Annotated in this window: 22 protein-coding genes; 11 read left to right on the top strand and 11 right to left on the bottom strand. The window is 71.7% G+C overall.

Annotation, left to right across the window (positions count from 1 at the left end):
- Window positions 1-105 precede the first annotated feature (105 nt).
- Window positions 106-1,104 (top strand): type I glyceraldehyde-3-phosphate dehydrogenase, encoded by a 999-nt coding sequence (gap, locus tag HED23_RS22135; RefSeq protein ID WP_203185120.1) that lies wholly within the window; start codon window positions 106-108, stop codon window positions 1,102-1,104.
- A 251-nt stretch (window positions 1,105-1,355) separates the two neighbouring features.
- Window positions 1,356-1,991, top strand: coding sequence for an SRPBCC family protein (locus tag HED23_RS22140; RefSeq protein WP_203185121.1), 636 nt, complete (start codon window positions 1,356-1,358; stop codon window positions 1,989-1,991).
- A gap of 370 nt (window positions 1,992-2,361) precedes the next feature.
- Here the strand turns inward: HED23_RS22140 and HED23_RS22145 are convergent, their stop codons facing one another.
- On the bottom strand, window positions 2,362-2,781 hold the full coding sequence (locus HED23_RS22145; protein ID WP_203185122.1) for a DUF5997 family protein: 420 nt from the start codon (window positions 2,779-2,781) through the stop codon (window positions 2,362-2,364).
- A gap of 37 nt (window positions 2,782-2,818) precedes the next feature.
- On the opposite strand from HED23_RS22145, the gene HED23_RS22150 reads away from it, so the two are divergent.
- The 5 genes from HED23_RS22150 (at window position 2,819) to HED23_RS22170 (ending at window position 7,846) form a co-directional block, all read left to right on the top strand.
- The gene (locus tag HED23_RS22150; protein ID WP_203185123.1) at window positions 2,819-3,616 is read left to right on the top strand and encodes a LysR family substrate-binding domain-containing protein; all 798 of its coding nucleotides are present in this window, start codon (window positions 2,819-2,821) and stop codon (window positions 3,614-3,616) included.
- 137 nt (window positions 3,617-3,753) lie between these two features.
- Complete coding sequence (locus HED23_RS22155) at window positions 3,754-4,713, top strand: alpha/beta hydrolase (RefSeq protein WP_203185124.1); 960 nt, start codon at window positions 3,754-3,756, stop codon at window positions 4,711-4,713.
- Window positions 4,706-5,893, top strand: a complete 1,188-nt coding sequence (locus HED23_RS22160) for an acyltransferase family protein (protein ID WP_203185125.1) — start codon at window positions 4,706-4,708, stop codon at window positions 5,891-5,893. Before HED23_RS22155 ends, HED23_RS22160 begins: the two co-directional genes overlap by 8 nt.
- A gap of 10 nt (window positions 5,894-5,903) precedes the next feature.
- Window positions 5,904-7,181, top strand: a complete 1,278-nt coding sequence (locus HED23_RS22165; protein ID WP_203185126.1) for a sensor histidine kinase — start codon at window positions 5,904-5,906, stop codon at window positions 7,179-7,181.
- Window positions 7,178-7,846, top strand: a complete 669-nt coding sequence (locus HED23_RS22170; RefSeq protein WP_203185127.1) for a response regulator — start codon at window positions 7,178-7,180, stop codon at window positions 7,844-7,846. Before HED23_RS22165 ends, HED23_RS22170 begins: the two co-directional genes overlap by 4 nt.
- A 7-nt stretch (window positions 7,847-7,853) precedes the next feature.
- Here HED23_RS22170 and HED23_RS22175 read toward each other — a convergent pair whose 3' ends face one another.
- The 4 genes from HED23_RS22175 to HED23_RS22190 form a co-directional block, all read right to left on the bottom strand.
- Window positions 7,854-9,005: a serine hydrolase domain-containing protein gene (locus HED23_RS22175; protein ID WP_203185128.1), complete on the bottom strand. Its 1,152-nt coding sequence runs from the start codon at window positions 9,003-9,005 to the stop codon at window positions 7,854-7,856.
- A gap of 324 nt (window positions 9,006-9,329) precedes the next feature.
- Window positions 9,330-9,905, bottom strand: a complete 576-nt coding sequence (locus tag HED23_RS22180; RefSeq protein ID WP_203185129.1) for a histidine phosphatase family protein — start codon at window positions 9,903-9,905, stop codon at window positions 9,330-9,332.
- Window positions 9,906-9,997: 92 nt separating this feature from the next.
- The gene (locus HED23_RS22185) at window positions 9,998-10,435 is read right to left on the bottom strand and encodes a GNAT family N-acetyltransferase (protein ID WP_203185130.1); all 438 of its coding nucleotides are present in this window, start codon (window positions 10,433-10,435) and stop codon (window positions 9,998-10,000) included.
- On the bottom strand, window positions 10,432-11,892 hold the full coding sequence (locus HED23_RS22190) for a PLP-dependent aminotransferase family protein (RefSeq protein WP_203185131.1): 1,461 nt from the start codon (window positions 11,890-11,892) through the stop codon (window positions 10,432-10,434). The genes HED23_RS22185 and HED23_RS22190 overlap by 4 nt, the downstream gene beginning before the upstream one ends.
- Between HED23_RS22190 and HED23_RS22195 the strand changes: the two genes are divergently transcribed.
- Together HED23_RS22195 and HED23_RS22200 are read left to right on the top strand one after the other, a co-directional pair.
- Window positions 11,891-12,859, top strand: a complete 969-nt coding sequence (locus HED23_RS22195; protein ID WP_203185132.1) for a DMT family transporter — start codon at window positions 11,891-11,893, stop codon at window positions 12,857-12,859. The two genes, HED23_RS22190 and HED23_RS22195, sit on opposite strands and share 2 nt — an antisense overlap.
- A gap of 43 nt (window positions 12,860-12,902) precedes the next feature.
- Window positions 12,903-13,106 carry a DUF1918 domain-containing protein gene (locus tag HED23_RS22200; protein WP_203185133.1) on the top strand — a complete coding sequence of 68 codons (204 nt, stop codon included), beginning with the start codon at window positions 12,903-12,905 and terminating at the stop codon, window positions 13,104-13,106.
- A 132-nt stretch (window positions 13,107-13,238) separates the two neighbouring features.
- Here the strand turns inward: HED23_RS22200 and HED23_RS22205 are convergent, their stop codons facing one another.
- Window positions 13,239-14,495 carry a glycoside hydrolase family 10 protein gene (locus HED23_RS22205; protein WP_203185134.1) on the bottom strand — a complete coding sequence of 419 codons (1,257 nt, stop codon included), beginning with the start codon at window positions 14,493-14,495 and terminating at the stop codon, window positions 13,239-13,241.
- Window positions 14,496-14,692: 197 nt separating this feature from the next.
- Between HED23_RS22205 and HED23_RS22210 the strand changes: the two genes are divergently transcribed.
- A complete protein-coding gene (locus tag HED23_RS22210; protein WP_203185135.1) occupies window positions 14,693-15,553 on the top strand; it encodes a 3-hydroxybutyryl-CoA dehydrogenase in 861 nt (286 codons plus the stop codon).
- Window positions 15,554-16,346: 793 nt separating this feature from the next.
- Window positions 16,347-16,706, top strand: coding sequence for a hypothetical protein (locus HED23_RS22215; protein ID WP_203185136.1), 360 nt, complete (start codon window positions 16,347-16,349; stop codon window positions 16,704-16,706).
- A 104-nt stretch (window positions 16,707-16,810) separates the two neighbouring features.
- On the opposite strand, the gene HED23_RS22220 is transcribed toward HED23_RS22215, so the two are convergent.
- The 5 genes from HED23_RS22220 to HED23_RS22240 form a co-directional block, all read right to left on the bottom strand.
- Complete coding sequence (locus HED23_RS22220) at window positions 16,811-17,122, bottom strand: SCO5918 family protein (RefSeq protein WP_203185137.1); 312 nt, start codon at window positions 17,120-17,122, stop codon at window positions 16,811-16,813.
- 55 nt (window positions 17,123-17,177) lie between these two features.
- Window positions 17,178-17,582: a CBS domain-containing protein gene (locus HED23_RS22225; RefSeq protein WP_238442076.1), complete on the bottom strand. Its 405-nt coding sequence runs from the start codon at window positions 17,580-17,582 to the stop codon at window positions 17,178-17,180.
- 46 nt (window positions 17,583-17,628) lie between these two features.
- The gene (locus HED23_RS22230; RefSeq protein ID WP_203185138.1) at window positions 17,629-19,134 is read right to left on the bottom strand and encodes a DEAD/DEAH box helicase; all 1,506 of its coding nucleotides are present in this window, start codon (window positions 19,132-19,134) and stop codon (window positions 17,629-17,631) included.
- A 283-nt stretch (window positions 19,135-19,417) separates the two neighbouring features.
- The gene (locus HED23_RS22235; protein WP_203185139.1) at window positions 19,418-19,621 is read right to left on the bottom strand and encodes a cold-shock protein; all 204 of its coding nucleotides are present in this window, start codon (window positions 19,619-19,621) and stop codon (window positions 19,418-19,420) included.
- A 789-nt stretch (window positions 19,622-20,410) separates the two neighbouring features.
- Window positions 20,411-20,749: a MerR family transcriptional regulator gene (locus HED23_RS22240; RefSeq protein WP_203185140.1), complete on the bottom strand. Its 339-nt coding sequence runs from the start codon at window positions 20,747-20,749 to the stop codon at window positions 20,411-20,413.
- Between the last annotated feature and the right edge of the window lie 76 nt (window positions 20,750-20,825).

Raw genomic sequence — 20,825 nt, forward strand, 5'->3', positions numbered from 1 at the left:
CCCCACCGGCACGTGGCGCGATCCTTTCGGACCGTGGCGATCACGCCGCTGTCACCGGCGGGCACCGCGCGCGAACCTGATGGCGAACCAGAAGGGACATCACTCATGACTCGCATCGCCATCAACGGATTCGGCCGCATCGGACGCAATGTGCTGCGCGCGCTGCTCGAACGCGACAGCGATCTGGAGGTCGTCGCCGTCAACGACCTCACGGAGCCCGCCACCCTCGCGCGGCTCCTCTCCTACGACACGACGGCGGGCCGGCTCGGCCGCCCTGTGAAGGTCGACGGAGACGCCCTCGTCGTCGACGGCCGTCGCATCACCGTGCTTGCCGAGCGTGAACCGGCACAGCTGCCGTGGGCCGGGCTCGGCGTCGACATCGTGCTCGAGGCGACAGGCCGCTTCACGTCCGCCAAGGCCGCCCGCGCCCACATCGACGCGGGCGCGAAGCGGGTCCTCATCAGCGCGCCGGCGGACGGCGCCGACGTCACGCTCGCGTTCGGCGTCAACACCGACGCGTACGACCCGGCGGTGCACACGATCGTCTCGAACGCCTCGTGCACGACGAACGCGCTCGCGCCGCTGGCCGCGGTGCTCGACGATCTCGCCGGCATCGAGCACGGCTTCATGACGACGGTGCACGCCTACACACAGGAGCAGAACCTCCAGGACGGTCCGCACCGCGACGCCCGCCGTGCCCGCGCCGCCGCCGTGAACATCGTGCCGACCACCACGGGAGCCGCCAAGGCGATCGGCCTCGTGCTGCCGAACCTCGACGGCAGGCTGTCGGGCGACTCGATCCGTGTCCCGGTTCCGGTGGGGTCGATCGTCGAACTCAACACGACCGTCGCCCGCGACGTGACGCGCGAGGACGTGCTGGCGGCGTACCGCACCGCGGCGGAGGGGCCGCTCGCCGGCATCCTCGAGTATTCGGACGACCCGCTCGTGTCGTCCGACATCACGGGCAATCCGGCCTCGTCGATCTTCGACTCGGCCCTCACCCGCGTCGACGGCCGTCACGTCAAGGTGGTCGCCTGGTACGACAACGAGTGGGGCTTCTCGAACCGCGTGATCGACACGCTCGAACTGCTCGCCACCGGCTGACCGGAGGACAGGGCGGCCCCGCTTCGGAGGCCTGGCCTCCCATCACCTCCTGCGACCGGCCGGGCGGGAGCGCTCGGCCGCACCGGTCCCGCGCCCGCTCCGCCCTGCCCGTCCCCCGGGCGCTCCGGCCCGCCGGGGCCGGGTGGCGCCCCGCGCCTGCTGAGGCGGGTGCGGCTGAACTTCGGTTATATGGCCTGGAGGCCGCCGGAGCGCGGCGCGAGCGCGGACACGCAGAGGGGAGATGAGCGGCCATGGGCGAGATCGTCGACGAGATCAGCCGTGTGCACCGGGAGGTGGGCACACGCCGTGTGGCCTCGGACGAGGCCGGCACGGTGCTGCTGCGACGCACCTTCGACGCCGGAACCGCCGATGTATGGGGAGCGGTCACCTCGCCGGAGCGGATCGCCCGGTGGTTCCTCCCGGTGACCGGTGACCTCCGGGCCGGCGGAAGCTACCAGCTGGAGGGGAACGCCGGCGGCGAGATCCTTGAGTGCGTACCCGGGGAGCGGCTCCGTGTGTCGTGGCTGTTCGGACCGGACCCCGGCTTCAGCGAGGTCGAGGTGCGTCTCAGGCCCGAGGGCGGTGACAGGACGGTGTTCGAGCTGGAGCACACGTCCGTGGTGCCGGAGGAGTTCCGGAGTCAGTACGGGCCGGGAGCGGTCGGGATCGGCTGGGACCTGGCCCTCCTGGGGCTCGGATGGCACCTGGCGGGCGACGGGATCAGCCCTGAGGAGGCCGAGGACTGGCAGACCTCCCCCGAGGCCAAGGCCTTCGTGTCACGTTCGGGCGAGGAGTGGGGCCGTGCGTTCGCCGTCTCCGGAGCGGATCCGGAGACGGTGACAGCGACGACGGTGGCGACGATCGCCTTCTACACGGGGGAGGAGTAGACCGGGAACGGACCGGCGGTCGGCGGTCCTGTGCGGCCCTGTCCCGCAGGCGCCACTCGTACCGCCGGACCGCTTCCGGCGCCCGGGGGGCCGTCCCGGAGCTCCTGTCACCCGGGCCCGATGCGTCCGTAGCCCGATCCGTCCGTAGCCCGCAACGCGCCGTGGAACGTCCCGCTCCGCCGGCCCGTACACCGCCGGGACACGCGCATCAGGTCGGTAGGGCCGGGGGACGCGAGGACACGTCCGACCAGCTCGTCGAACGGCGTACGCAGGCCGCATCGGGCTTCCGGCGCGGTGAGGATCTCCTGGTGGCCCTCACGGACCGTGACGCGTGCCGCGGCGACGAACAGGTCGTCGCCGACGGGGCACTTCAGTCGCGGCCGGCCTGCTCGGAGCGGGCCGCGTTGCGCTCCTTGATGCGGACCGCCTCCTCGCGGACCTCCGCCTGAGTGGCGCGCTCCTTCCGCAGCCACTCGGGGCTGTCCTGCTTCAGGGCGTCGATCTGCTCGGTGGTGAGGGCCTCCGTGACCCCGCCGCGCGCGAGACCGGCGATGGAGACGCCCAGCTTCGAGGCGACCACCGGCCGGGGGTGCGGGCCGTTGCGCCGCAGCTCCTGCAGCCACTGGGGCGGGTCGGACTGCAGCGCGTTCAGCTCGGCGCGTGAGACGACGCCCTCCTGGAACTCGGCGGGGGTGGCTTCGAGGTACACACCCAGCTTCTTCGCCGCGGTGGCGGGCTTCATCGTCTGGGTGGTCTGGTGCGACGTCATGGTGTCCAGGGTATCGAGCATGTGAACCACCTCCGACCACGGCCGGTAACCTGGCGGGGTGACAGGCTCGGAAGTACCCCCCGCGTTCCGGCTCGCCTACGTCCCGGGCGTGACCCCGACCAAGTGGGTCCGGATCTGGAACGAGCGGCTTCCCGGCACCCCCCTGACCCTCGTCGGTGTGCCCGCCGCTGAGGCGGCCGGCCTCCTTCGCGACGGCGGCGCCGACGCCGGCTTCGTGCGGCTGCCCATCGACCGCACGGACCTCAGCGCCATCCCCCTCTACGCCGAGACGACCGTGGTCGTCATTCCCAAGGATCACGCGGCGACGGCCGTCGAGGAGGTGTCCGCCGAGGACCTGGCAGAGGAGATCGTGCTTCACCCCCTCGACGACACCCTCGGCTGGGAGCGCCCGCCCGGCCGGCCCGCGTTCGAGCGGCCCGCCTCGACGGCGGACGCCGTCGAGCTGGTGGCGGCGGGCGTGGGGCTGCTCGTCGTCCCGCAGTCACTGGCCCGGCTGCACCACCGCAAGGACCTCACCTACCGGCCGCTGACCGGCGCCCCCGAGTCGCGCATCGCCCTGTCGTGGCCGGAGGAGAAGACCACCGACCTGGTGGAGGAGTTCATCGGGATCGTCCGCGGGCGGACCGTCAACAGCACCCGCGGCCGCGCCCCGACGCCGCCGCAGCCGAAGGCCGGGCGCGGCGAGAAGAAGAGCGGTGCCCCGCGCAAGCCGGCGGCGGGCAGGACGTCCCGGGGCGGCTCCGGCGGCTCCGGCGGCGCCAAGAACCCGAAGGGCGGCGCCAAGAATTCAAAGGGCGGCGCGGCGAAGCGCGGAAAGCCCCGCCGCCGGCCGTAGCGGTGTCAGGCACGTACCCGTAGTACTTCGGAGCTACGTGCCAGGTGCACTCCTGAGCGGGACGCCGACCAGTCGGGTCGGTCCATAACTTCGGTACCGGATTCAACGAGAAGCATCCGGTACGGAAGGACTCCCCCATGGCGACCCGCCCACGGAGCGGCCGCGCGCGGCGCGCCCTGCTCGCCGCACTCGTCACCGCGTCGGTGGCGCTCCCGGTGTCGGGGGCGGCCCGCCCCGGAGCCGTCCCGGCGCCCGCACCGGCCGCCCTCGCGCCGCTGGGCGGGGCGGAACCCACGGTGCTGGCCGCCAGGTACGCGGCCGGCCGGCAGGAGATACGGGCCGCCCGGGACATGGCCGCCCGGCACGGCGACCGGCGACGGGCATCCGCGCTCACGGCCATGGCGGGCCCTGGACGCACCTTCCTGATGTTCGACGGGCGCGACGGTGGCCGCGGCGTGGAGGTCTTCGGGGAGCTGTCCCGGGCGGAGCGCATCGCCGTACTGGTGCCGGGGGCCGGCGTCGACCTCGATCACTACGGGCGTCTACGGCGTGGCGCCGAGGCGCTCCTGGGCGAGCTGGGGAGCGGTTCGGCCGTCGTCACCTGGCTCGGCTACCGGACCCCTGACCTTTTGGGCCCCTCGTCCCTGACGGCGGGGCGGGCCGACGAAGCGGCGCCCCGGCTGAGGGCGTTCGTACGCGAGCTGACCGTGGCCGTGCCCGCCGCCCGGCTCTCCCTCCTCTGCCACTCCTACGGTTCCGTGGTCTGCGCCCGGGCCGCGTCCGAGCTCGATGTGGCGGACATCGTGCTCTACGGAAGTCCCGGGACCGGAGCCGGGAGCGCCGCCGCCCTGGACGCCCGGGCCACGGTGCGGGCGGGCCTGGGAGGGGACGACTGGATCGCCCGGGTCCCGCACGTGTCTCTCCCGCTGCCGTTCGTCACGGTCGGGTTCGGGACGGACCCGGTGTCGCCGGAGTTCGGCGCCGAGGTGTTCGACGCGGGCGACGCCGGGCACAGCGACTACCTGAGACCCGGGTCCGTCTCGCTGCGCGGCATCGCCGGGATCGTCGAGGGAACGGCCGGGGGCCGTCATGCGTGATCGCGTGCGGCACGGCGGTGTACGGGACCTCGTACGGCGGATCGATTCGGCGACGCCCCGGGACCGCGACCGCGCGGTCGACGCCCTGCGCGCCTTCGCCATCCTGGGCGTGGTGTGCGGCCATTGGCTGGTGACCGCGCTGGTCGCCGACAGCGGCACGGTGCACGGCGCGAGCCCCCTCCGGCACATGCCCGGGCTCGCTCCCGTCTCCTGGGTGTTCCAGACGCTCGCGGTCTTCTTCCTGGTGGGTGGCCAGGTGAACGCGAAGGGTTACGCCTCCGCCCGGGCGAGGGGTGAGTCCTACGGGCGCTGGCTGCGGGTCCGGACGGGGCGCCTGTTCCGGCCGGTCGCCGTCGTGTCCGCCGTCTGGGCCGTGGCGGCCGGCGTGATGCTGGTCTCGGGGGTGGACGAGGGGACGGTTCGCACGCTGGGCAAGCTGGTGTGGTCGCCCCTGTGGTTCCTGCTGGTGTTCGCGGCGCTGACCGCGGCGACCCCGCTGGTGGCCCGGCTGCATCCGCTGTGGCCGTTCACCGTCGTCCTGCACGTCGACCTGTTCCGGCTGGGGCTCGACGGGCCTGCCGCGCTGGGCTGTATCAACGTGGCCGCGGGCTGGCTGGTCCCCTACTGCCTGGGTGCGGCCTGGGCACGGGGCGGGCTGAGCGGCCGGCGCACCGGGTGGGTCCTGCTGGCCGGGGGTGCGGTGGCCACGGCGGGGCTGGTGCTGTTCGCCGGCTACCCCGCGTCCATGGTCGGGGTGCCGGGCGGCACCCTCTCCAACCTCGACCCGCCGACGCTCGCCGCCGTCACCTTCGGACTCGCCCAGTGCGGGGCGGCGCTGCTGCTGCTCGGACGGCTGCGGCGGGCGCTCGCGCGGCCCGCGGTGTGGGCGGTGGTGGCCCTGCTGAACCTGTCCGCGATGACCGTGTTCCTGTGGCACCAGACCGCGATGATCGTGGTCACGTCGACCGTCCTGTTCCTGGGCGGCCCGCTGCCCGGCCTGCACACCGTCCCCGACGGCCCGGGCTGGGTGCTCGCCCGGCTGGGCTGGCTGCCGGTGTTCGCCCTGGTGCTGCTGGTCTTCCGGGCCGCGTTCGGGGCGTACGAGCGCCGGGGCGGCGGCAGTTCGACCGTCGTGAGGTCGGGTGCCCCTGCCCGGACACCGGAGGCGCGCCGTGTCTAAGGTGATTGGCATGACGGGGGCCGGGGGGCGGATCATCACGGCGCTGCGCGGGCTGCCGCGCATGCTGCGCGAGGATCTGTGGACGGCTCCGGTCGATCCGATACCGCCCGTGGGTGCGCCCGGATCGCCGGTCTGGCGGCCCGTGTTCGGGATGCTGCTGACGCTGGGGGTGCCACTCGTCGCAGTCTGGCACGTGCCCGACCTGGTCCCGCACGGAGCCGCCGTGCCCGCGTACGCGGTGCTTCTCGTCGTGGGCCAGGCGCTGGCATTGCTCACCGGGATGTGGCAGCCCCTGTACGCGTGGTGGGCCTCGCTGGTCCTGATGGTCGTCAGCGTGCGGATCACGGCGTCCGCGATGACGCCCGGCGAGCTGTTCCCGTGGACCGGTCCCGAGATGGCGCTGCAGGGCGGTGCGTTGTTCCTGCTGACGCTCCGGGTTCATCCCCGCCGGGCGGGTCTCGCGCTCGCACTGAGCCTGCTGGCGGGGCTGGTGGCAGGCTTCACCACCAGGTTCCACCACTACTCCCTGGGCGTCGCAGCGCTGGTCTTCGTCACGGCCGTGGTGATCGCTGCCGCCCTGCGCGCCCTGCGCGTGGCCCGCACGGAGCTGGTCGAACAGTCGGAGCTCACGGAGGAGGAACGGTCCCGCCGCACCCTCCTGGAGGAGCGCAACCGGATCGCCCGCGAGCTGCACGACGTGGTGGCTCATCACATGTCGGTGATCTCCATCCAGGCCCAGGTCGCCCCGCACCTGGTCGAGAATCCGTCGGAGGAGCTCAGGGAGAACCTCGCCGGCATACGGGAGAACGCGGTGGAGGCGCTGGCCGAGCTGCGCCGGGTGCTCGGGGTGCTGCGCTCGGAGGACGCGGTGGCGGACGGGCTGCGGCACGCCCCGCAGCCCACCCTGGACCGCTTGGACGAACTGGTCGGCAAGGTCCGGAGCGCGGGCGTCACCGTCGCGACGGAGATCACCGGCAGGCGCAGGCCGCTCCCGCCGGGGGTGGAGCTGTCGGCCTTCCGCATCGTGCAGGAGGCCCTCAGCAACGTGCTGCGGCACGCTCCGGGGGCGCGTGCCCGGGTGGATGTCGGTTACCACTCCTCCGCCGTCACGGTCCGGGTCACCAACACCGCCCCGGAGTCACCCGTGAGGCGCGCGGCCGGCGGAGGGCACGGGCTGCTCGGCATGCGCGAGCGCGCAGCCATGCTCGGCGGCGACCTCACCCACGGCCCCGCCCCCGGCGGGGGTTACGAAGTAGTGGCGACGCTCCCCCTGGAGGACCCCTCATGACCATCCGCGTGCTGATCGCCGACGACCAGATGATGGTCCGCCAGGGCTTCACGGTGCTGCTGAACGCCGAGGCCGGGATCGAGGTCGTCGGTCAGGCGGTGGACGGTCTGGACGCGTTGGAGAAGGCGGCCGAACTCGCCCCCGACGTGGTCCTGATGGACATACGGATGCCCCGTCTCGGCGGCATCGACGCCACGCGCCGCATCACCGAGGCGCCCGGCGCGACCGCCCGAGTCCTCGTCCTGACCACCTTCGACCTCGACGAGTACGTGTACGAGGCGCTGCGCTCGGGCGCCTCCGGCTTCCTGCTGAAGGACGCCTCAGCCGCCGAACTCGCCCAGGCGGTGAGGGTGGTGGCGGCCGGTGACGCGCTGCTGGCCCCCAACATCACCAAGCGTCTGATCGCCGAGTTCTCCCGGGTGAGCGCGGGGCCGCGCGCTCCCGGCAGGGAGCGGGTCGGCGAGCTGACAGAACGTGAGACGGAGGTGCTCACGCTCGTCGCGCAGGGCATGTCGAACGCGGAGATCGCGGTGCACCTGGTGGTCGCGGAGCAGACCGTGAAGACCCATGTGAGCCGGATCCTCGTGAAGCTGGGCCTCCGCGACCGGACCCAGGCCGCGGTGTACGCGTACGAGTCGGGGCTGGTGCGCCCGGCCGGCTACTGACGGCCGCTCACAGGGCGCCGTACACCGCGTCGATCAGCGCCATCTTGCGCGGGTCGTCGGCGATGTTCGGGCCCATGCGGTTCATTACGTAGCCGAGCGCGATCCCGGACTCCGGGTCGGCGAGACCGCATGATCCGCCCGCACCGTCGTGTCCGACGGCACGCGGGTTGGGGCCGTACGAGGCGTTCGGGCCGCTCAGCCAGAGGCCGAGACCCAGCTCGGTCTCGTGGGCGAAGCCCGCTCCCAGCACCAGGTCCCGGCAACTGCCCTGGCCCTCGCGGACCCGCTCGGCCGCCTCCTCCGACAGGATCCGGTGGCCGTCGAGGCTGCCCCGGCCGGCGAGGATGCCGTAGAGGGCGGCGACCGCGCGGGCGGTGCCGTGGCCGTTGGCGGCGGGGATCTCTGCGGCACGCCATTCGGGGGTGTTGGCGGCGGCCGTGCCCGTGCCGGGGTTGAGCAGGGAGGCGATGGCCAGCGGCTCCATGGCGGCGAAGAGCGCGGCCTGTTCGCGGGAGACGGCTTTCGGCTGGACCAGCTCGGCGACCCGGCCCGCGTCCTTCTCCGGGAAGCCCACGGTGAAGTCGATGCCGAGCGGTCCGGTGATCTCCTGCCGCAGGAACTCCCCGGGCAGCAGTCCGGTGATCCGGCGGACGACCTCGCCCACGAGGAAACCGTACGAGATCGCGTGGTAGCCGGAGCGGGTGCCGGGCTCCCACCAGGGCTCGGTGGCCGCGAGCCGGGCCGTGGTCAGCTCCCAGTCGTAGAGCTCGGCCAGGGTGTGCGGATCGCGCAGGCCCGCGACCCCCGACCGGTGCGACAGCAGATGGCGTACGCGTACGGAGTCCTTGCCGGCCGCGGCGAATTCGGGCCAGTACCTGGCCACCGGGGCGTCCAGGTCCAGCAGGCCGCGGTCGACGAGGACGTGGGCGCAGAGTGCGGTCGGGCCCTTGGTCGTGGACCAGACGTTGACCACGGTGTCCCGCTCCCACGGGCGGGTCCGGCTCCCGTCGGCCCAGCCGCCCCAGAGGTCCGCCACCGGGTGGCCGTCGAGCAGCACGGTGACCGCGGCGCCCAGCTCGTCGCGCTCGGCGAAGTTCGCCGCGAACGCGTCGCGCACCGCCGCGAACCGGTCGTCACAGTGGCCTTGGATCTGCGGCACGGGTCTCTCTCCTCGGTCGGGGTCTTTCGCTCGGAGCAGGCTGGATCAGGGAGCGGGGTCCGGCGGTGGAGGCACCTCCCACTCCGGTCGGGCTGTGCGGGAACTCCGCAGGACGGAGGAGGAGTCGACGCGGGGCGGTCGGGGACCTCCCCTCCTCGAACGAGGCCGAGAGCTCGGGGAGGACCGACGACGGCGCCGCGATGGTGCGGTGCCGGACCTCGCTCTCCGATCCGGACGGGAGGCCCCAGGTGCCACGCACCATACCGACTGGTCGGACCGGCGGGAAGGTGCTGTACGCGACGTTCGTTCGACCGGGTGATCCGTTCAGTGCGGAAAGGCTTCGAGGCTGAGGCTCCAGCGGCCGGGGAGTCCGGTGATGGTCACGGCGGAGAGCGGGCGGACGTCGATGTTCCAGTACGTCGACGGCGGTGCCTTGATGGCGTACACGAGGACCGCGCGCACGACGGCGGGTTCCGCGACGGCGACGAGGGCGCCTTCGCGGACCGGACGGGTGTCGAGCCAGCCCCCCACCCGGGATATGAAGGTGAGCAGGGATTCGCCGCCGTGCGGGGCGGAGCGGGGGTCCGCGAGCCAGGCGTCGACCCCGGCCGGCTCCCGGGCGGCCACTTCGGGCAGGGTCAGGCCACGCCAGCGACCCATGTCGCAGTCGCGCAGCGCGGGCTGGACGAGAGGCGCGAAGCCGAGGGCGTCGCCCGTGGCGCGGCTGCGCGGGGTGGGCGAGCAGTAGCGGAGCTCGGCGGTGCCGAGCCGCACCAGCGCGTGGGCGGCGAGCTGGACCTCACGCCAGCCGGCGTGGTCGAGCGGCCGGTCGTCGTCGAAACGCTCGGAGAGGAGGGCGGAACCGCGTGCTGCAGTGACCAGGGACACCCGAACACTCATGCGCAGGATCGTGAGGCCAGGCGTCGTGCCGGTCAAGAGGGCCGCCCCGCCCCGTTCGAGAGGGCCGCCCCGCCCCGTCCGCCGCAGGGGCCTCAGCCCGTCTGGAGGGCCATCCACATGTCCGGTTCGTCGAGCGGGGTGAATCCGAGCTTCGCGTACACCCCGTGGGCGTCCTTGGTTGCGAGCAGGAACCTGCGCACGCCCAGCGGTGCCAGCTCGTCCCGGACGGTGGCGACGAGCCGCCTGCCGAGGCCGTGGCCGCGGGCCGCCGGGTCGACGTACACATCGCATATCCACGCGAAGGAAGCGCGGTCGGTGATCACACGGGCGTAGCCGGTCTGCTCACCCGAAGCCCGGTCGTAGGCGCCGAAGTTGAGTGAGCCCGCGATCATCCGCTCCTGGTGTTCCCTGGTGCGCCCCAGGGCCCAGTAGGCGTCCGTCGACAGCCAGTGGTGGACGCGCGCGGTGTCGAGCCGCGCGGGGTCGTCGGAGATCTCGTAGCGCTGTCCGGTTGTCTCTTCGTCGTTCACCCGGGGAGGCTATCGCCAGGCGCCGACAGCTCGTCGACCGCGATGCGCAGTCTGCGCACCCCCTCCGCGATCTCGGCGCCGCCGGAGACGGCCGCGAAGCTCAGCCTGACGTGCCCGGCGGGCGGTTCGGCGCAGTGGTACGGACGGCCGGGCGCGACGGCGACGCCGGCCCGCAGGGCGGCGGCGACCAGGGCAGGCTCGCCGGCTCCCGGGCCCGGGAGCCTGAGCCAGATACTGCCTCCGCCGGACGGCACGTGCGGCAGGGCGAGTTCGGGCAGCCGGGCGCGCACCGCCGCCGTCATCGCGGTGCGACGGCTTCCGAGTTCGGCGGCGACGGTGCGGAGATGACGCTCCCACGCCGGGGAGCCCACGAGTTCGAGCGCGGCCTCCTGGATCGGTCGCGGCACGAAGAAGCTGTCGACGACCTGGATGGCGCGCAGCCGCTCCAGCACGGGTCCGCGGGCGGCCAGCGCGCCGACGCGGAGGCTGGGCGACGTGATCTTGGTGAGTGAGCGCGCGTGCACGACGACACCGTCAGGGTCGTGGGCCGCGAGGGGCTCGGGCAGCGGACCGGCGTCCGCGTGGACGAGGCGGCGGGCGAAGTCGTCCTCGACGACGAAGGCACCCGCCTCCCGGGCGGCCCGCACGATCCGTTCGCGCCGCTCCGGCGCGAGGATCACGCCCGTCGGGTTCTGGAAGAGGGGCTGGCAGACGAAGACCCTCGCCCCGGTGGCGCGGAACGCGGCTTCCAGCAGATCGGGCCGCACCCCGTCGGCGTCCATCGGCACGGGGACCGGTCGCAGACCCGTGGCACGGGCTGCGGCCAGCATTCCCGGGTAGGTCGGGGACTCGACGAGAACGGGGGCTCCCGGCGGGGCGAGCGCCCGCAGAGCGGTGGCCAGGGCGCTCTGTCCTCCCGCCGTGATCAGGACGTCGGACTCCGTGAGCGTGCCGCCGATCTCCCGGGCGAACCAGGCGCGCAGCTCGGCCAGCCCGTCGGTGGGCGGTCTGCCCCACGCCCCCGGCCGGCGGCCGGCCCTGGCCAGGGCGGCGGCCAGGGCCCGCTCGGGCTGGAGGCCGGGGTGGAGGTAGCCGCCGTTGAACTCGATCACCCCGGGCGGCGGTGCGGCGAGGGTGACGAGGACACCCGAGGCGTCGACGGTGCGCGGCACGACCTCGGGTCCGGCGTCCCCGCTGAGTGAGACCTCCTGCCAGGAGGTGTCTCCCGGCGCGGGCACCGGGGCGCGGTTCTCGGCCCGGAAGGCCCCGGAGCCGGGGCGGGTGACGACCAGCCCTTCCGCGGCGAGCTGCGCGACGGCGCGGGAGACGGTCACCGGACTGACCTTGAACCGCTCGACGAGGGCCCGACTGGACGGCAGCTTCCCACCTGGCGAGTAGCGGTCGAGCTCACCCTTGAGGGAATTGACCAGTTCGGACACGCTGCTACGCTCATGCATGAGAGCAGAGAATAGCGCTACCGGCGCGATGACGATAGCAGTGGATGCCGCACCCCTCGTTCGCCGCGGACCCGGGAGCGGAGTCGTGCTCGCCGGGCTCGGCGTCCTCGCCTTCTCGCTGACCTTCCCCTCCACCGTGTGGGGCCTGGAGAGCTTCGGCCCCTGGTCCCTGGTCGCGCTGCGCAGCGTGCTCGCGGCGCTGATCGCAGGGTGCGCGCTACTCGCCGGCCGGGTCCCGGTGCCCGCGCGCCGCCACTGGGCCGGTCTCGCGGTCGTCGCGGGTGGCGTCGTGGTGGGATTCCCCCTGCTGACCTCGCTGGCCCTGCAGACCTCCACGAGCTCGCACGCGGCCGTCGTGGTGGGGCTGCTGCCGCTGACGACCGCGCTCCTCTCGGCCCTGCGCACCGGCTCGCGTCCGCCGCGCGCCTTCTGGGTCGCCGCGCTCGCCGGGGCGGCGGTGGTGATCGCGTTCACGGTCCAGCAGAGCGGCGGGGAGCTCTCCGGCGGCGATCTCTACCTGTTCGGGGCGCTGCTGGTCTGCGCGGCGGGGTACACCGAGGGCGGCCGGCTGGCCCGGGTGATGCCGGGCTGGCAGGTGATCGGCTGGGCCCTCGTGCTCTGCCTGCCGCTCGCGGTGGCGGGCGCGGCCGTGGCGCTGCCCTTCGAGCCGGTGCACCTCACGGCGCGCGGGGTCGTGGGGCTGGTCTGGGTGGCCGCCGGTTCCACCTTCGTGGGGCTGTACGTCTGGTACCGGGGCATGGCGGAGATCGGGGTCCCGCGAGCCAGCCAGCTCCAGCTGGCGCAGCCACTGCTCACTCTGGTCTGGTCGTTCCTCGCACTCGGCGAGGAGGTGTCCACCGCCGCCCCGGTGGCGGCCGTGGCCGTCCTGGTGTGCATCGCCGTCACCCAGCGCGCGGGGAGCCGCGGTGCGCGCCGCAGGGGAGCCGAGTCACCGGTCCGGTCATAGACTTGTCGACATGGACCGCCACCCCGTGAGGAGGTCACTCCCGATGGAGGCACACGTCGGCGACCAGCTGCTGACGCACGGCAGGACCGTGGGACAGCACGACCGGGTCGCAGAGATCATCGAGGTGCTCGGCGACGGGGGCAGTCCCCCGTACCGGCTGCTCTTCGAGGACGGACACGAGTCGATCAGGTCCCCGGGCCCCGACAGCGTCGTACAGCACACCGCCCCGGAGGACCGGAACCGCTAGGGCGCGCGTGCGCCGGGGACACGAGTGGTTCCCGGCGCACGCGTCCGGGTGCCGGACGGGGCTGTCAGGGCCGGCACGCCGACGGCGGCGGGGTGGACGGGACGGACACGGGCCGCACCCTCGGCGCCCGGATCAGTGCGGCGCGCGGGTCCTGACCTGGTAGTGGTCGGCCACCACCCGTGCCATGGCCCCGATGCGGTCGGCCTTCACGTGCTTGGCGGAGAAGTAGACGTGGCCCCCCACCTCGGGGTGTCCCGCGGCGAGGTCGAGGTGCCGGGAGAGCTCCGCCGGGTCCTGCCAGGCGGCCGCCTGGGCCGGGTCACCGGCCTTGTAGAGCGCCTCCCCGACGTAGAGGCCGACACCGGTGCCCCGGACCGTCTTCGCCCACCACGGCAGCAGCTTCGCGTAGTCGGCGGCCGAGAAGCCGATGTTCCAGTAGATCTGGGGGCAGATGTAGTCGATCCAGCCCTCCTTCACCCATTTCCGGGTGTCGGCGTGCAGGTCGTCGTACGTCTGCACACCGGCCGCGGTGTCCGAACCCAGCGGATCGGTCTTCGCGTTGCGCCACACGGCGAAGGGGCTGATCCCGAACCGGACGCCGCTCCTGACCTCCTTGATCCGTTCCGACGTCTCACGCACCAGCCGGTCGGTGTTGTCCCGACGCCAGGCCGCCTTGTCCGCGAAGTCCTCGCCGTACTGTTCGTACGCCGCGTCGTCGTCGAAGACCTGGCCTGCCACGGGGTACGGGTAGAAGTAGTCGTCCCAGTGCACGGCGTCGACGGCGTAGCGGCTCACCGCGTCGAGCATCGCGTCCTGGACGAACTCCCTGACCTCGGGGAGCCCCGGGTTGTAGTAGAGCTTCCCGCCGTAGGGCAGTACCCAGTCCGGGTGCAGCCGGGCGGGGTGGGAGGCGGCGAGACGGGACGGGTCCGTGTGGTTCGCGACCCGGTAGGGGTTGAACCACGCGTGCAGCTCCAGTCCGCGGGCGTGCGCCTCGCGCACCGCCGTCCCCAGCGGGTCCCACCCCGGGTCCTTGCCCTGTACGCCGGTGAGGCACTGGGCCCATGGCTCGAAGGACGAGGGCCACAGGGCGTCGGCGCTCGGCCTGACCTGGAGGACCACGGCGTTCAGCCGCAGTGCCACCGCACGGTCCAGGTGGGCGATCAGCTCCGCCTCCTGGGCCGCGGCGCTCAGCCCCGGTGCCGACGGCCAGTCCAGGTTCGCGACCGTGGCGATCCACACACCGCGCAGCTCGGCGACGCCCGCCCCGCGGCCCCGGCGCCGGGGGGAATCCGGCCGTGGCGCCGCGACGGCATCGCCCGCCGTCATCAGCGCGGCCGCCACGCCGGCCGCGCCCATCACCAATGACCTCCGGCCCATACGACGCATCTGTGCACCTTTCGCTTCTCTGTTTCCGTGTGTCACGTCAGCAGTGCGTGACGCAGATCATGCCCGCCGCCGGACCGCGCGACCCGCGGCTCACCGGAGCGGGATCTCGGAGTAACGTCGTGGGGTCGAGGCGGGCACCGGAATCAAACGGGAACTGCCGCACGAAGATCAGCGAAAGGCACGAGGTGACGGACTCTATGGCCGACATTGCACGCGTCGGAGTGGTCGGCTGTGGCCAGATGGGCGCAGGCATCGCGGAGGTGTGCGCCCGCAGCGGCCTCGATGTCATGGTGGCCGAGACCACCGGCGAGGCCCTGGAGATAGGGCGTACCCGGCTTCACAACTCCCTCTCGAAGGCAGCCGAACGCGGCAAGATCACCGCGGAGGAGCGCGACGAGACCCTCGGCCGCCTCAGCTTCACCACCGATCTCGGCGAGTTCGCCGACCGCGACCTCGTGATCGAGGCCGTCGTGGAGAACGAGCAGGTCAAGACCGAGATCTTCCAGGTACTCGATCAGGTGGTGACCCGCCCGGACGCCATCCTCGCCTCGAACACCTCGTCCATCCCGCTGGTGAAGCTGGCCGTGGCGACCTCCCGCCCGGACCAGGTCATCGGCATCCACTTCTTCAACCCGGCCCCGGTGCAGCGGCTCGTCGAGCTGATCCCCGCGCTGACGACGTCCGACGAGACCATAAAGCGCGCCGAAGCCGTCGTGCAGAACGTGCTCGACAAGCACGCCATCCGCGCCCAGGACCGGTCGGGCTTCGTCGTCAACGCCCTGCTGATCCCGTATCTGCTCTCGGCGATCCGGATGTTTGAGTCGGGCATCGCCAGCCGTGAGGACATCGACAACGGCATGGAGATGGGCTGCGCCCACCCGATGGGGCCCCTCAAGCTCGCCGACCTGATCGGCCTGGACACCGTGGCCTCGGTCGCCGACTCGATGTACGCGGAGTACAAGGAGCCGCTGTACGCCGCTCCCCCGCTGCTCCAGCGGATGGTCGACGCGGGTCGCCTCGGCCGGAAGACGGGGTCGGGCTTCTACCCGTACGGCTGACCGTCCTACCGGCGGGCCCGGCGCTCACGCCGCCGGGCCCGCCGGGGCACGTCAGCCGAGGTCAGGACCGTGTGCGGCCCGAAGAGCCTCGTCCGCCCCTGGCGACCCGACGCCGCGCCGGAGCGCATGGAGCGACGGCGCGGATGCGTGGGTCCGAAGCCCTGGACCTTCAGCACTGTCGCAGCCTTCCGTGCTCGTACTGCGAAAACTCCCTCGGGTGTCCCCGGAGCGGGGCCTCGGGGTGTGAGCATCGCCGGAAACGGCCAGGCGGGACGGAATGCTGGAGCGCAGTGCTGCGGACCTCGATCTTCCGGCCCTTGTCGAGAGCACCCAGGACCTGCACCCGCGTGAGGCCGCTCGGGTCCTGATCGAGCACGTCGTCCGTGCCCACGACGGGCGCCTGCACGACGACGCCACCGTGATGTGTCCGGACTGGTACGGCACCGGCTTCACCCGCCGCGACGCCGGCCACGGCGCAGGCGTCTCCGAAGCATCCCCGACGGTAGGACGGCACACCTCTCTTCCTCCCCTGAGCCCGCAGGCCTCGAAGCTGAAGGTGCCCGGCCGAACTCATCCGCCGGTAACGGAGCATGCGCCGAGCGCGATGACCGACTCGACACGGAGGCAACCGACTCGTCTCCCCTCTGACCAGGCGGCCTGAGCAGGAGGATTTTTCGGCTGCCGTGCCACTCACAGCCGGTTCCGCTCCTTGAACGACAGGGCCCCAGCACCGTCCTGCCCGGAGCGGCACCGCAGGAGAGCAGGCCGATGGCCGACGAATACAATCGGCCTCATGTCGAAGCATGACGCGCTGCTTGTTGACGTTGCCGCCCTGGTGGAGTCCGGGCGCAGCAATCAGATGCCTCTGACCGTGGTCGCCGGTGGTGCCGTTATCACGGGCCGGCTGGCTCCCGAAGCCGTCTGGAGGCAGCGGGTGTCGGAGGTCCTTGCGGACTCGGCCCGCCTGAGCGACTTTTCCTCCATGTTCACCACCGCTGCACCCGAGGGAGGGCCGCCTACGCATCTGCACTTCCACGTGGCTCGGATTCTGCAGGGCACGGTGGGGATCCCGGAGACAGGTGGGATGTACCGGGTCGCGATCGAGGACGTCAGTGCCTGGACGATGGGCGACTTCAGCTACTCCGACCACTGACCCTCTGCCGCGCCGGGACACCTCGATACGCGGTGAAAGCCCGGCCGGAATACGTCGGCCGGACCCTCACCACTGCCTACCGGCGGTTCGCGCCTGTCCGTCGGTCAGCCAGCCACAGGGGCGCCGAGCGTCGCGGAAGCCTGCTGCCACGAATTGAGAACCCGAGTGGGTGCGGGGGCCGGGGCCAGGTCGCGGCAGGTGAAGCCGAGCTGGGTCATGGCCCGCAGGACTTCTCCTGCGCTGAAGTCCCGGCGGTCCTGGCGCGTGATGACCTGTCCGACCTGTTTGACGGGGTAGGTGCGTCGGCCGATGATCACGGACTCGCCGGATGCCTGCTCGGGCTTGATGCCCTTCATCGATTCCAGGACGCCGCTCCTGGACAGGTCGAACGGGAAGCGGGCGATGACACAGCGCATGATGCCTCACAGGGAGAGAGCGAAGAGGAAGTGGTTCTGCCGCGGATGGGACGGCTCAGCGGGCGAGGGCGAGGACGCCCAGGGCACTGCCGTGTTCGTCGACCACAGGCAGGGCATCGACATCGCTGTGGCGCATCATGTGCCCGGCTTCGGCCATGGTGGTCACCGGTGAGGTGAACGGCCCTCGGTCGCCGAGGATGTCCCGCAGCTGGACCCTGTCCGAGTACGCGGAGCCGTCACGAACTGCTGCGAGCTGAGACCGGGTGACCAGTCCGGTACACAGGCCGCTGTCGTCGCAGACGAGCAGATGCCCGGTACGGGCACTGGCCATGACGGACAGGGCCACCTCGACGGTCATGTCGTTACAGACCTGCGGCGCGGCGGTCTCCATCACGTCGGCAACCGTCCTGCCCGCGGGCGTGGTGTCCGTCGAGCCCGGCTGCATCTGGATCAGCGTCAAAAGGTGCCTCCTGCACAGGTGGGTCAGCTTCTGGATCATGAAGTTCTCAGGCAGCCGCATCGAAGGAGGACTGATGCGCGGTCACGCGCCGGGCTGCGGAGGCGGGGCTTCGCCGGCCGCGTGAGGACGCGCTGCGTCGACGCTGCTCGACCACCGGCGCGGTGATCGTCACAGGAATACCGGAGGGGGCCTGGGCGCCGGTGATGCGGCCGAGTGCCTCTTCGCCGGAGCGGACCTGGGTGGTCTGGGGCACGATTCCTGCGGCGGCCATGAGGCGGGTCATGTCGCGGCGCTGGTTGGGGGTGACGAGGGTGACGACGCTGCCGGACTCCCCGGCCCGTGCGGTGCGGCCGCCGCGGTGGAGATAGTCCTTGTGGTCGGTCGGCGGGTCGACGTTGACGACGAGGTCGAGGTTGTCGACGTGGATGCCGCGGGCGGCGACGTTCGTGGCCACGAGCACGGTGACGTGCCCGGTCTTGAACTGGGTGAGGGTCCGGGTGCGCTGCGACTGCGCCTTCCCGCCGTGCAGGGCGGCGGCCCTCACACCGCTGGCCAGCAGGTGGTCGGTGAGCTTGTCCACGGCCCGCTTGGTGTCCAGGAACATGATCACCCGGCCGTCGCGGGCTGCGATCTCGGTGGTCGTGCGGTGCTTGTCGGTGCCGTGGACGTGGAGCACGTGGTGCTCCATCGTGGTGACCGCACCGGCGGAGGGGTCGACGGAGTGGACGACCGGGTCGGTGAGGTAGCGGCGGACCAAGCGGTCGACGTTACGGTCCAGGGTGGCGGAGAACAGCATCCGCTGGCCCTCGGGGCGGACCTGGTCCAGCAGCGCTGTGACCTGGGGCATGAAGCCCATGTCAGCCATCTGGTCGGCCTCGTCCAGCACGGTGATCGCCACTTGGTCGAGTCGGCAGTCACCCCGGTCGATGAGGTCCTTGAGCCGGCCCGGTGTCGCAACGACGACCTCGGCACCACCGCGCAGCGCGTTGGCCTGCCGGCCGATCGACATGCCGCCTACGACGGTGGCCATGCGCAGCCTCACCGAGCGGGCGTACGGGGCCAGGGCGTCGGTCACCTGCTGGGCCAGCTCACGCGTCGGCACGAGGACCAGGGCCAGCGGCTGGCGGGGCTCGGCACGCTGACCGGCGGTGCGGGCCAGCAGAGCCAGGCCGAAGGCGAGGGTCTTGCCGGAGCCGGTGCGCCCACGTCCCAGGGCGTCGCGGCCCGCGAGGGTGTTGGGCAGGGTCGCCCCCTGAATCGGGAACGGGACGCTCACCCCCTGCGCGGTCAGCGCCCCCAGCAGCTGCCCCGGCATGTCGAGGTCGGCGAACGCCTCGACGACAGGCAGCGCGGGAGTGACCGTGACCGGCAGAGCGAACTCGCCCTGAACCGCGGCGGGCCGCCGCCCATTGCCAGCCGAGCGGCCCGAACCACCGGAACGGGCCGGGGCAGCGGAACGGGTCGAGGCGGTCGAGTTGAAGCGGCTGCCGCCCCGGCCGGAGTCGGCGGCACGGCTGCGGGAAGAGCGATTGTTCGTACGGGTGGGGTTCATTCAGAACCTTCCTTGATACGGCACGTATCAAGGAATTCTCGCAGCGGAGGAACAGCGCGGGGAATCACAAGAACGGGCCGAGCGGAATGAGAAATCAAATGAGGCCTGCGATTGGTCCCGGAGCGGGATGCAGACCATGGAATGAGTGACACCATGTGGGCGACGTATCCAGTTCCACCGATAGGTGGGACCCGGAAGGAGTGAGCAGCGAGAAGGCTCTGCGGGCAGAGGTTTTCACCGCAGGTGGTACCACTCCCGGAGAATGCCCGGAGCTGGGCCTGCGTCAGGCGGGGACAATGTTCTCGGCCGTCGGGCCCTTCTGGCCCGGTGCGATGTCGAAGGTGACTCTCTGACCTTCGAGCAGCTCGCGGAAACCCTGGGCGGCGATGTTCGAGAAGTGGGCGAACACGTCAGCGCCGCCACCGTCCTGCTCGATGAAGCCGAAACCCTTGGCTGCGTTGAACCACTTCACAGTGCCTGATGCCATGTCATATCTCCTTTGGGGGCAGGTACGTCGGAATCCGTAATGTACGGATGCCGCGTCGCCGCGATGATGCCCCGCCCGGAGAAGAACCGGAAATACAATTAAGCTTCCACTGGCCGAAATTACTCACACAGAAGCTTGAAGTTTTGGGAACCACAACTGCAACCGAGATCGACAGTAGCATGCCGTAACGGTCCGTGTGCGGCGAACAATTCCACTCCCTTCGCTGCGGTAAAAACACTCCCGGCGCGGCGCATTGAACCCTCACGCCGTGGCCATAGATATCGGCCCGCCCCGAGCACAGCGTTGCAGGAGGATGCGTACCTTCACAGCGCGGGGATGCCGACCGCTCGGATGCAGGGTCGGCCCACCAGCGCGTCGCCCGTCAGAACGAAGGGTCAGGGAAGGCGCACCTGTTGCCCAACAGCCCAGAAGCGCGGACGATGTTCGCGGGCTGCGGCTGTGCGGCCCGGGATGCCGTCACACATCATGGCCTGACCGGCCTGGAGCTCACGGTAGCCCGAAGGGCACATGACAAGCTGGGCGGTACGCGTCCGGGAAGCTGCCCCTGGCTTTGCAGCCGAAGCCCTCACCCTGTTGAAGCCGCCCCGCGGACGCCACCCCGACCAGCTGATGAATGTCTTGCGCGAAGAAGCAGCGGCACGACAGAGCACCCACGCCGAAGACGAGAGCGTCCTTTCGAGCGTGACAACCACAGAGGGACCAGCCCTTTGGCACACTTCGGGCAGGCGGGTTCGGCACCTGCCGGATTCCCACCGGACGCGCGGGGCTTCAGGCCGAGGCAGGCGTGCTGGGGGGCTTGGTGTCTCGGTGGTGTTCGGCGTTGATGCGCTGGGCTTCCTCGAGTTGGTCCTCAAGGATGACGATGCGGCAGGCGGCCTCGATCGGGGTACCGCCGTCGACGAGTTCGCGGGCGCGGGCGGCGATGCGGAGCTGGTAGCGGGAGTAGCGGCGATGCCCGCCCGCGGAGCGCAGGGGGGTGATGAGGCGGGCTTCGCCGATGGCACGGAGGAACCCTTGTGTGGTGTTGAGCATCTCGGCTGCCCGGCCCATGGTGTAGGCGGGGTAGTCGTCGTCGTCGAGCCGGCCGAACGAGTCGTCTGCTGTCATCTGTACCTTCCTGTGGAACACGCGTCGGAGGGGCCCTGGTGCCATTGGCACCAGGGCCCCGAAGGAACTGCTACAC

The sequence above is a fragment of the Streptomyces pratensis genome (assembly GCF_016804005.1).
GTDB lineage: Bacteria > Actinomycetota > Actinomycetes > Streptomycetales > Streptomycetaceae > Streptomyces > Streptomyces pratensis_A.

Bases quoted from the DNA above. Each gene is read 5' to 3' on its own strand.
- gap (WP_203185120.1), top strand. From the start codon at position 106: ATGACTCGCATCGCCATCAACGGATTCGGCCGCATCGGACGCAATGTG.
- HED23_RS22215 (WP_203185136.1), top strand. From the start codon at position 16,347: ATGTCGAAGCATGACGCGCTGCTTGTTGACGTTGCCGCCCTGGTGGAG.
- HED23_RS22220 (WP_203185137.1), bottom strand. From the start codon at position 17,122: ATGCGCTGTGTCATCGCCCGCTTCCCGTTCGACCTGTCCAGGAGCGGC.
- HED23_RS22190 (WP_203185131.1), bottom strand. From the start codon at position 11,892: ATGCATGAGCGTAGCAGCGTGTCCGAACTGGTCAATTCCCTCAAGGGT.
- HED23_RS22200 (WP_203185133.1), top strand. From the start codon at position 12,903: ATGGAGGCACACGTCGGCGACCAGCTGCTGACGCACGGCAGGACCGTG.
- HED23_RS22165 (WP_203185126.1), top strand. From the start codon at position 5,904: ATGACGGGGGCCGGGGGGCGGATCATCACGGCGCTGCGCGGGCTGCCG.
- HED23_RS22155 (WP_203185124.1), top strand. From the start codon at position 3,754: ATGGCGACCCGCCCACGGAGCGGCCGCGCGCGGCGCGCCCTGCTCGCC.
- HED23_RS22195 (WP_203185132.1), top strand. From the start codon at position 11,891: ATGAGAGCAGAGAATAGCGCTACCGGCGCGATGACGATAGCAGTGGAT.
- HED23_RS22145 (WP_203185122.1), bottom strand. From the start codon at position 2,781: ATGCTCGATACCCTGGACACCATGACGTCGCACCAGACCACCCAGACG.
- HED23_RS22235 (WP_203185139.1), bottom strand. From the start codon at position 19,621: ATGGCATCAGGCACTGTGAAGTGGTTCAACGCAGCCAAGGGTTTCGGC.
- HED23_RS22160 (WP_203185125.1), top strand. From the start codon at position 4,706: ATGCGTGATCGCGTGCGGCACGGCGGTGTACGGGACCTCGTACGGCGG.
- HED23_RS22205 (WP_203185134.1), bottom strand. From the start codon at position 14,495: ATGCGTCGTATGGGCCGGAGGTCATTGGTGATGGGCGCGGCCGGCGTG.
- HED23_RS22230 (WP_203185138.1), bottom strand. From the start codon at position 19,134: ATGAACCCCACCCGTACGAACAATCGCTCTTCCCGCAGCCGTGCCGCC.
- HED23_RS22180 (WP_203185129.1), bottom strand. From the start codon at position 9,905: ATGAGTGTTCGGGTGTCCCTGGTCACTGCAGCACGCGGTTCCGCCCTC.
- HED23_RS22170 (WP_203185127.1), top strand. From the start codon at position 7,178: ATGACCATCCGCGTGCTGATCGCCGACGACCAGATGATGGTCCGCCAG.
- HED23_RS22140 (WP_203185121.1), top strand. From the start codon at position 1,356: ATGGGCGAGATCGTCGACGAGATCAGCCGTGTGCACCGGGAGGTGGGC.
- HED23_RS22210 (WP_203185135.1), top strand. From the start codon at position 14,693: ATGGCCGACATTGCACGCGTCGGAGTGGTCGGCTGTGGCCAGATGGGC.
- HED23_RS22240 (WP_203185140.1), bottom strand. From the start codon at position 20,749: ATGACAGCAGACGACTCGTTCGGCCGGCTCGACGACGACGACTACCCC.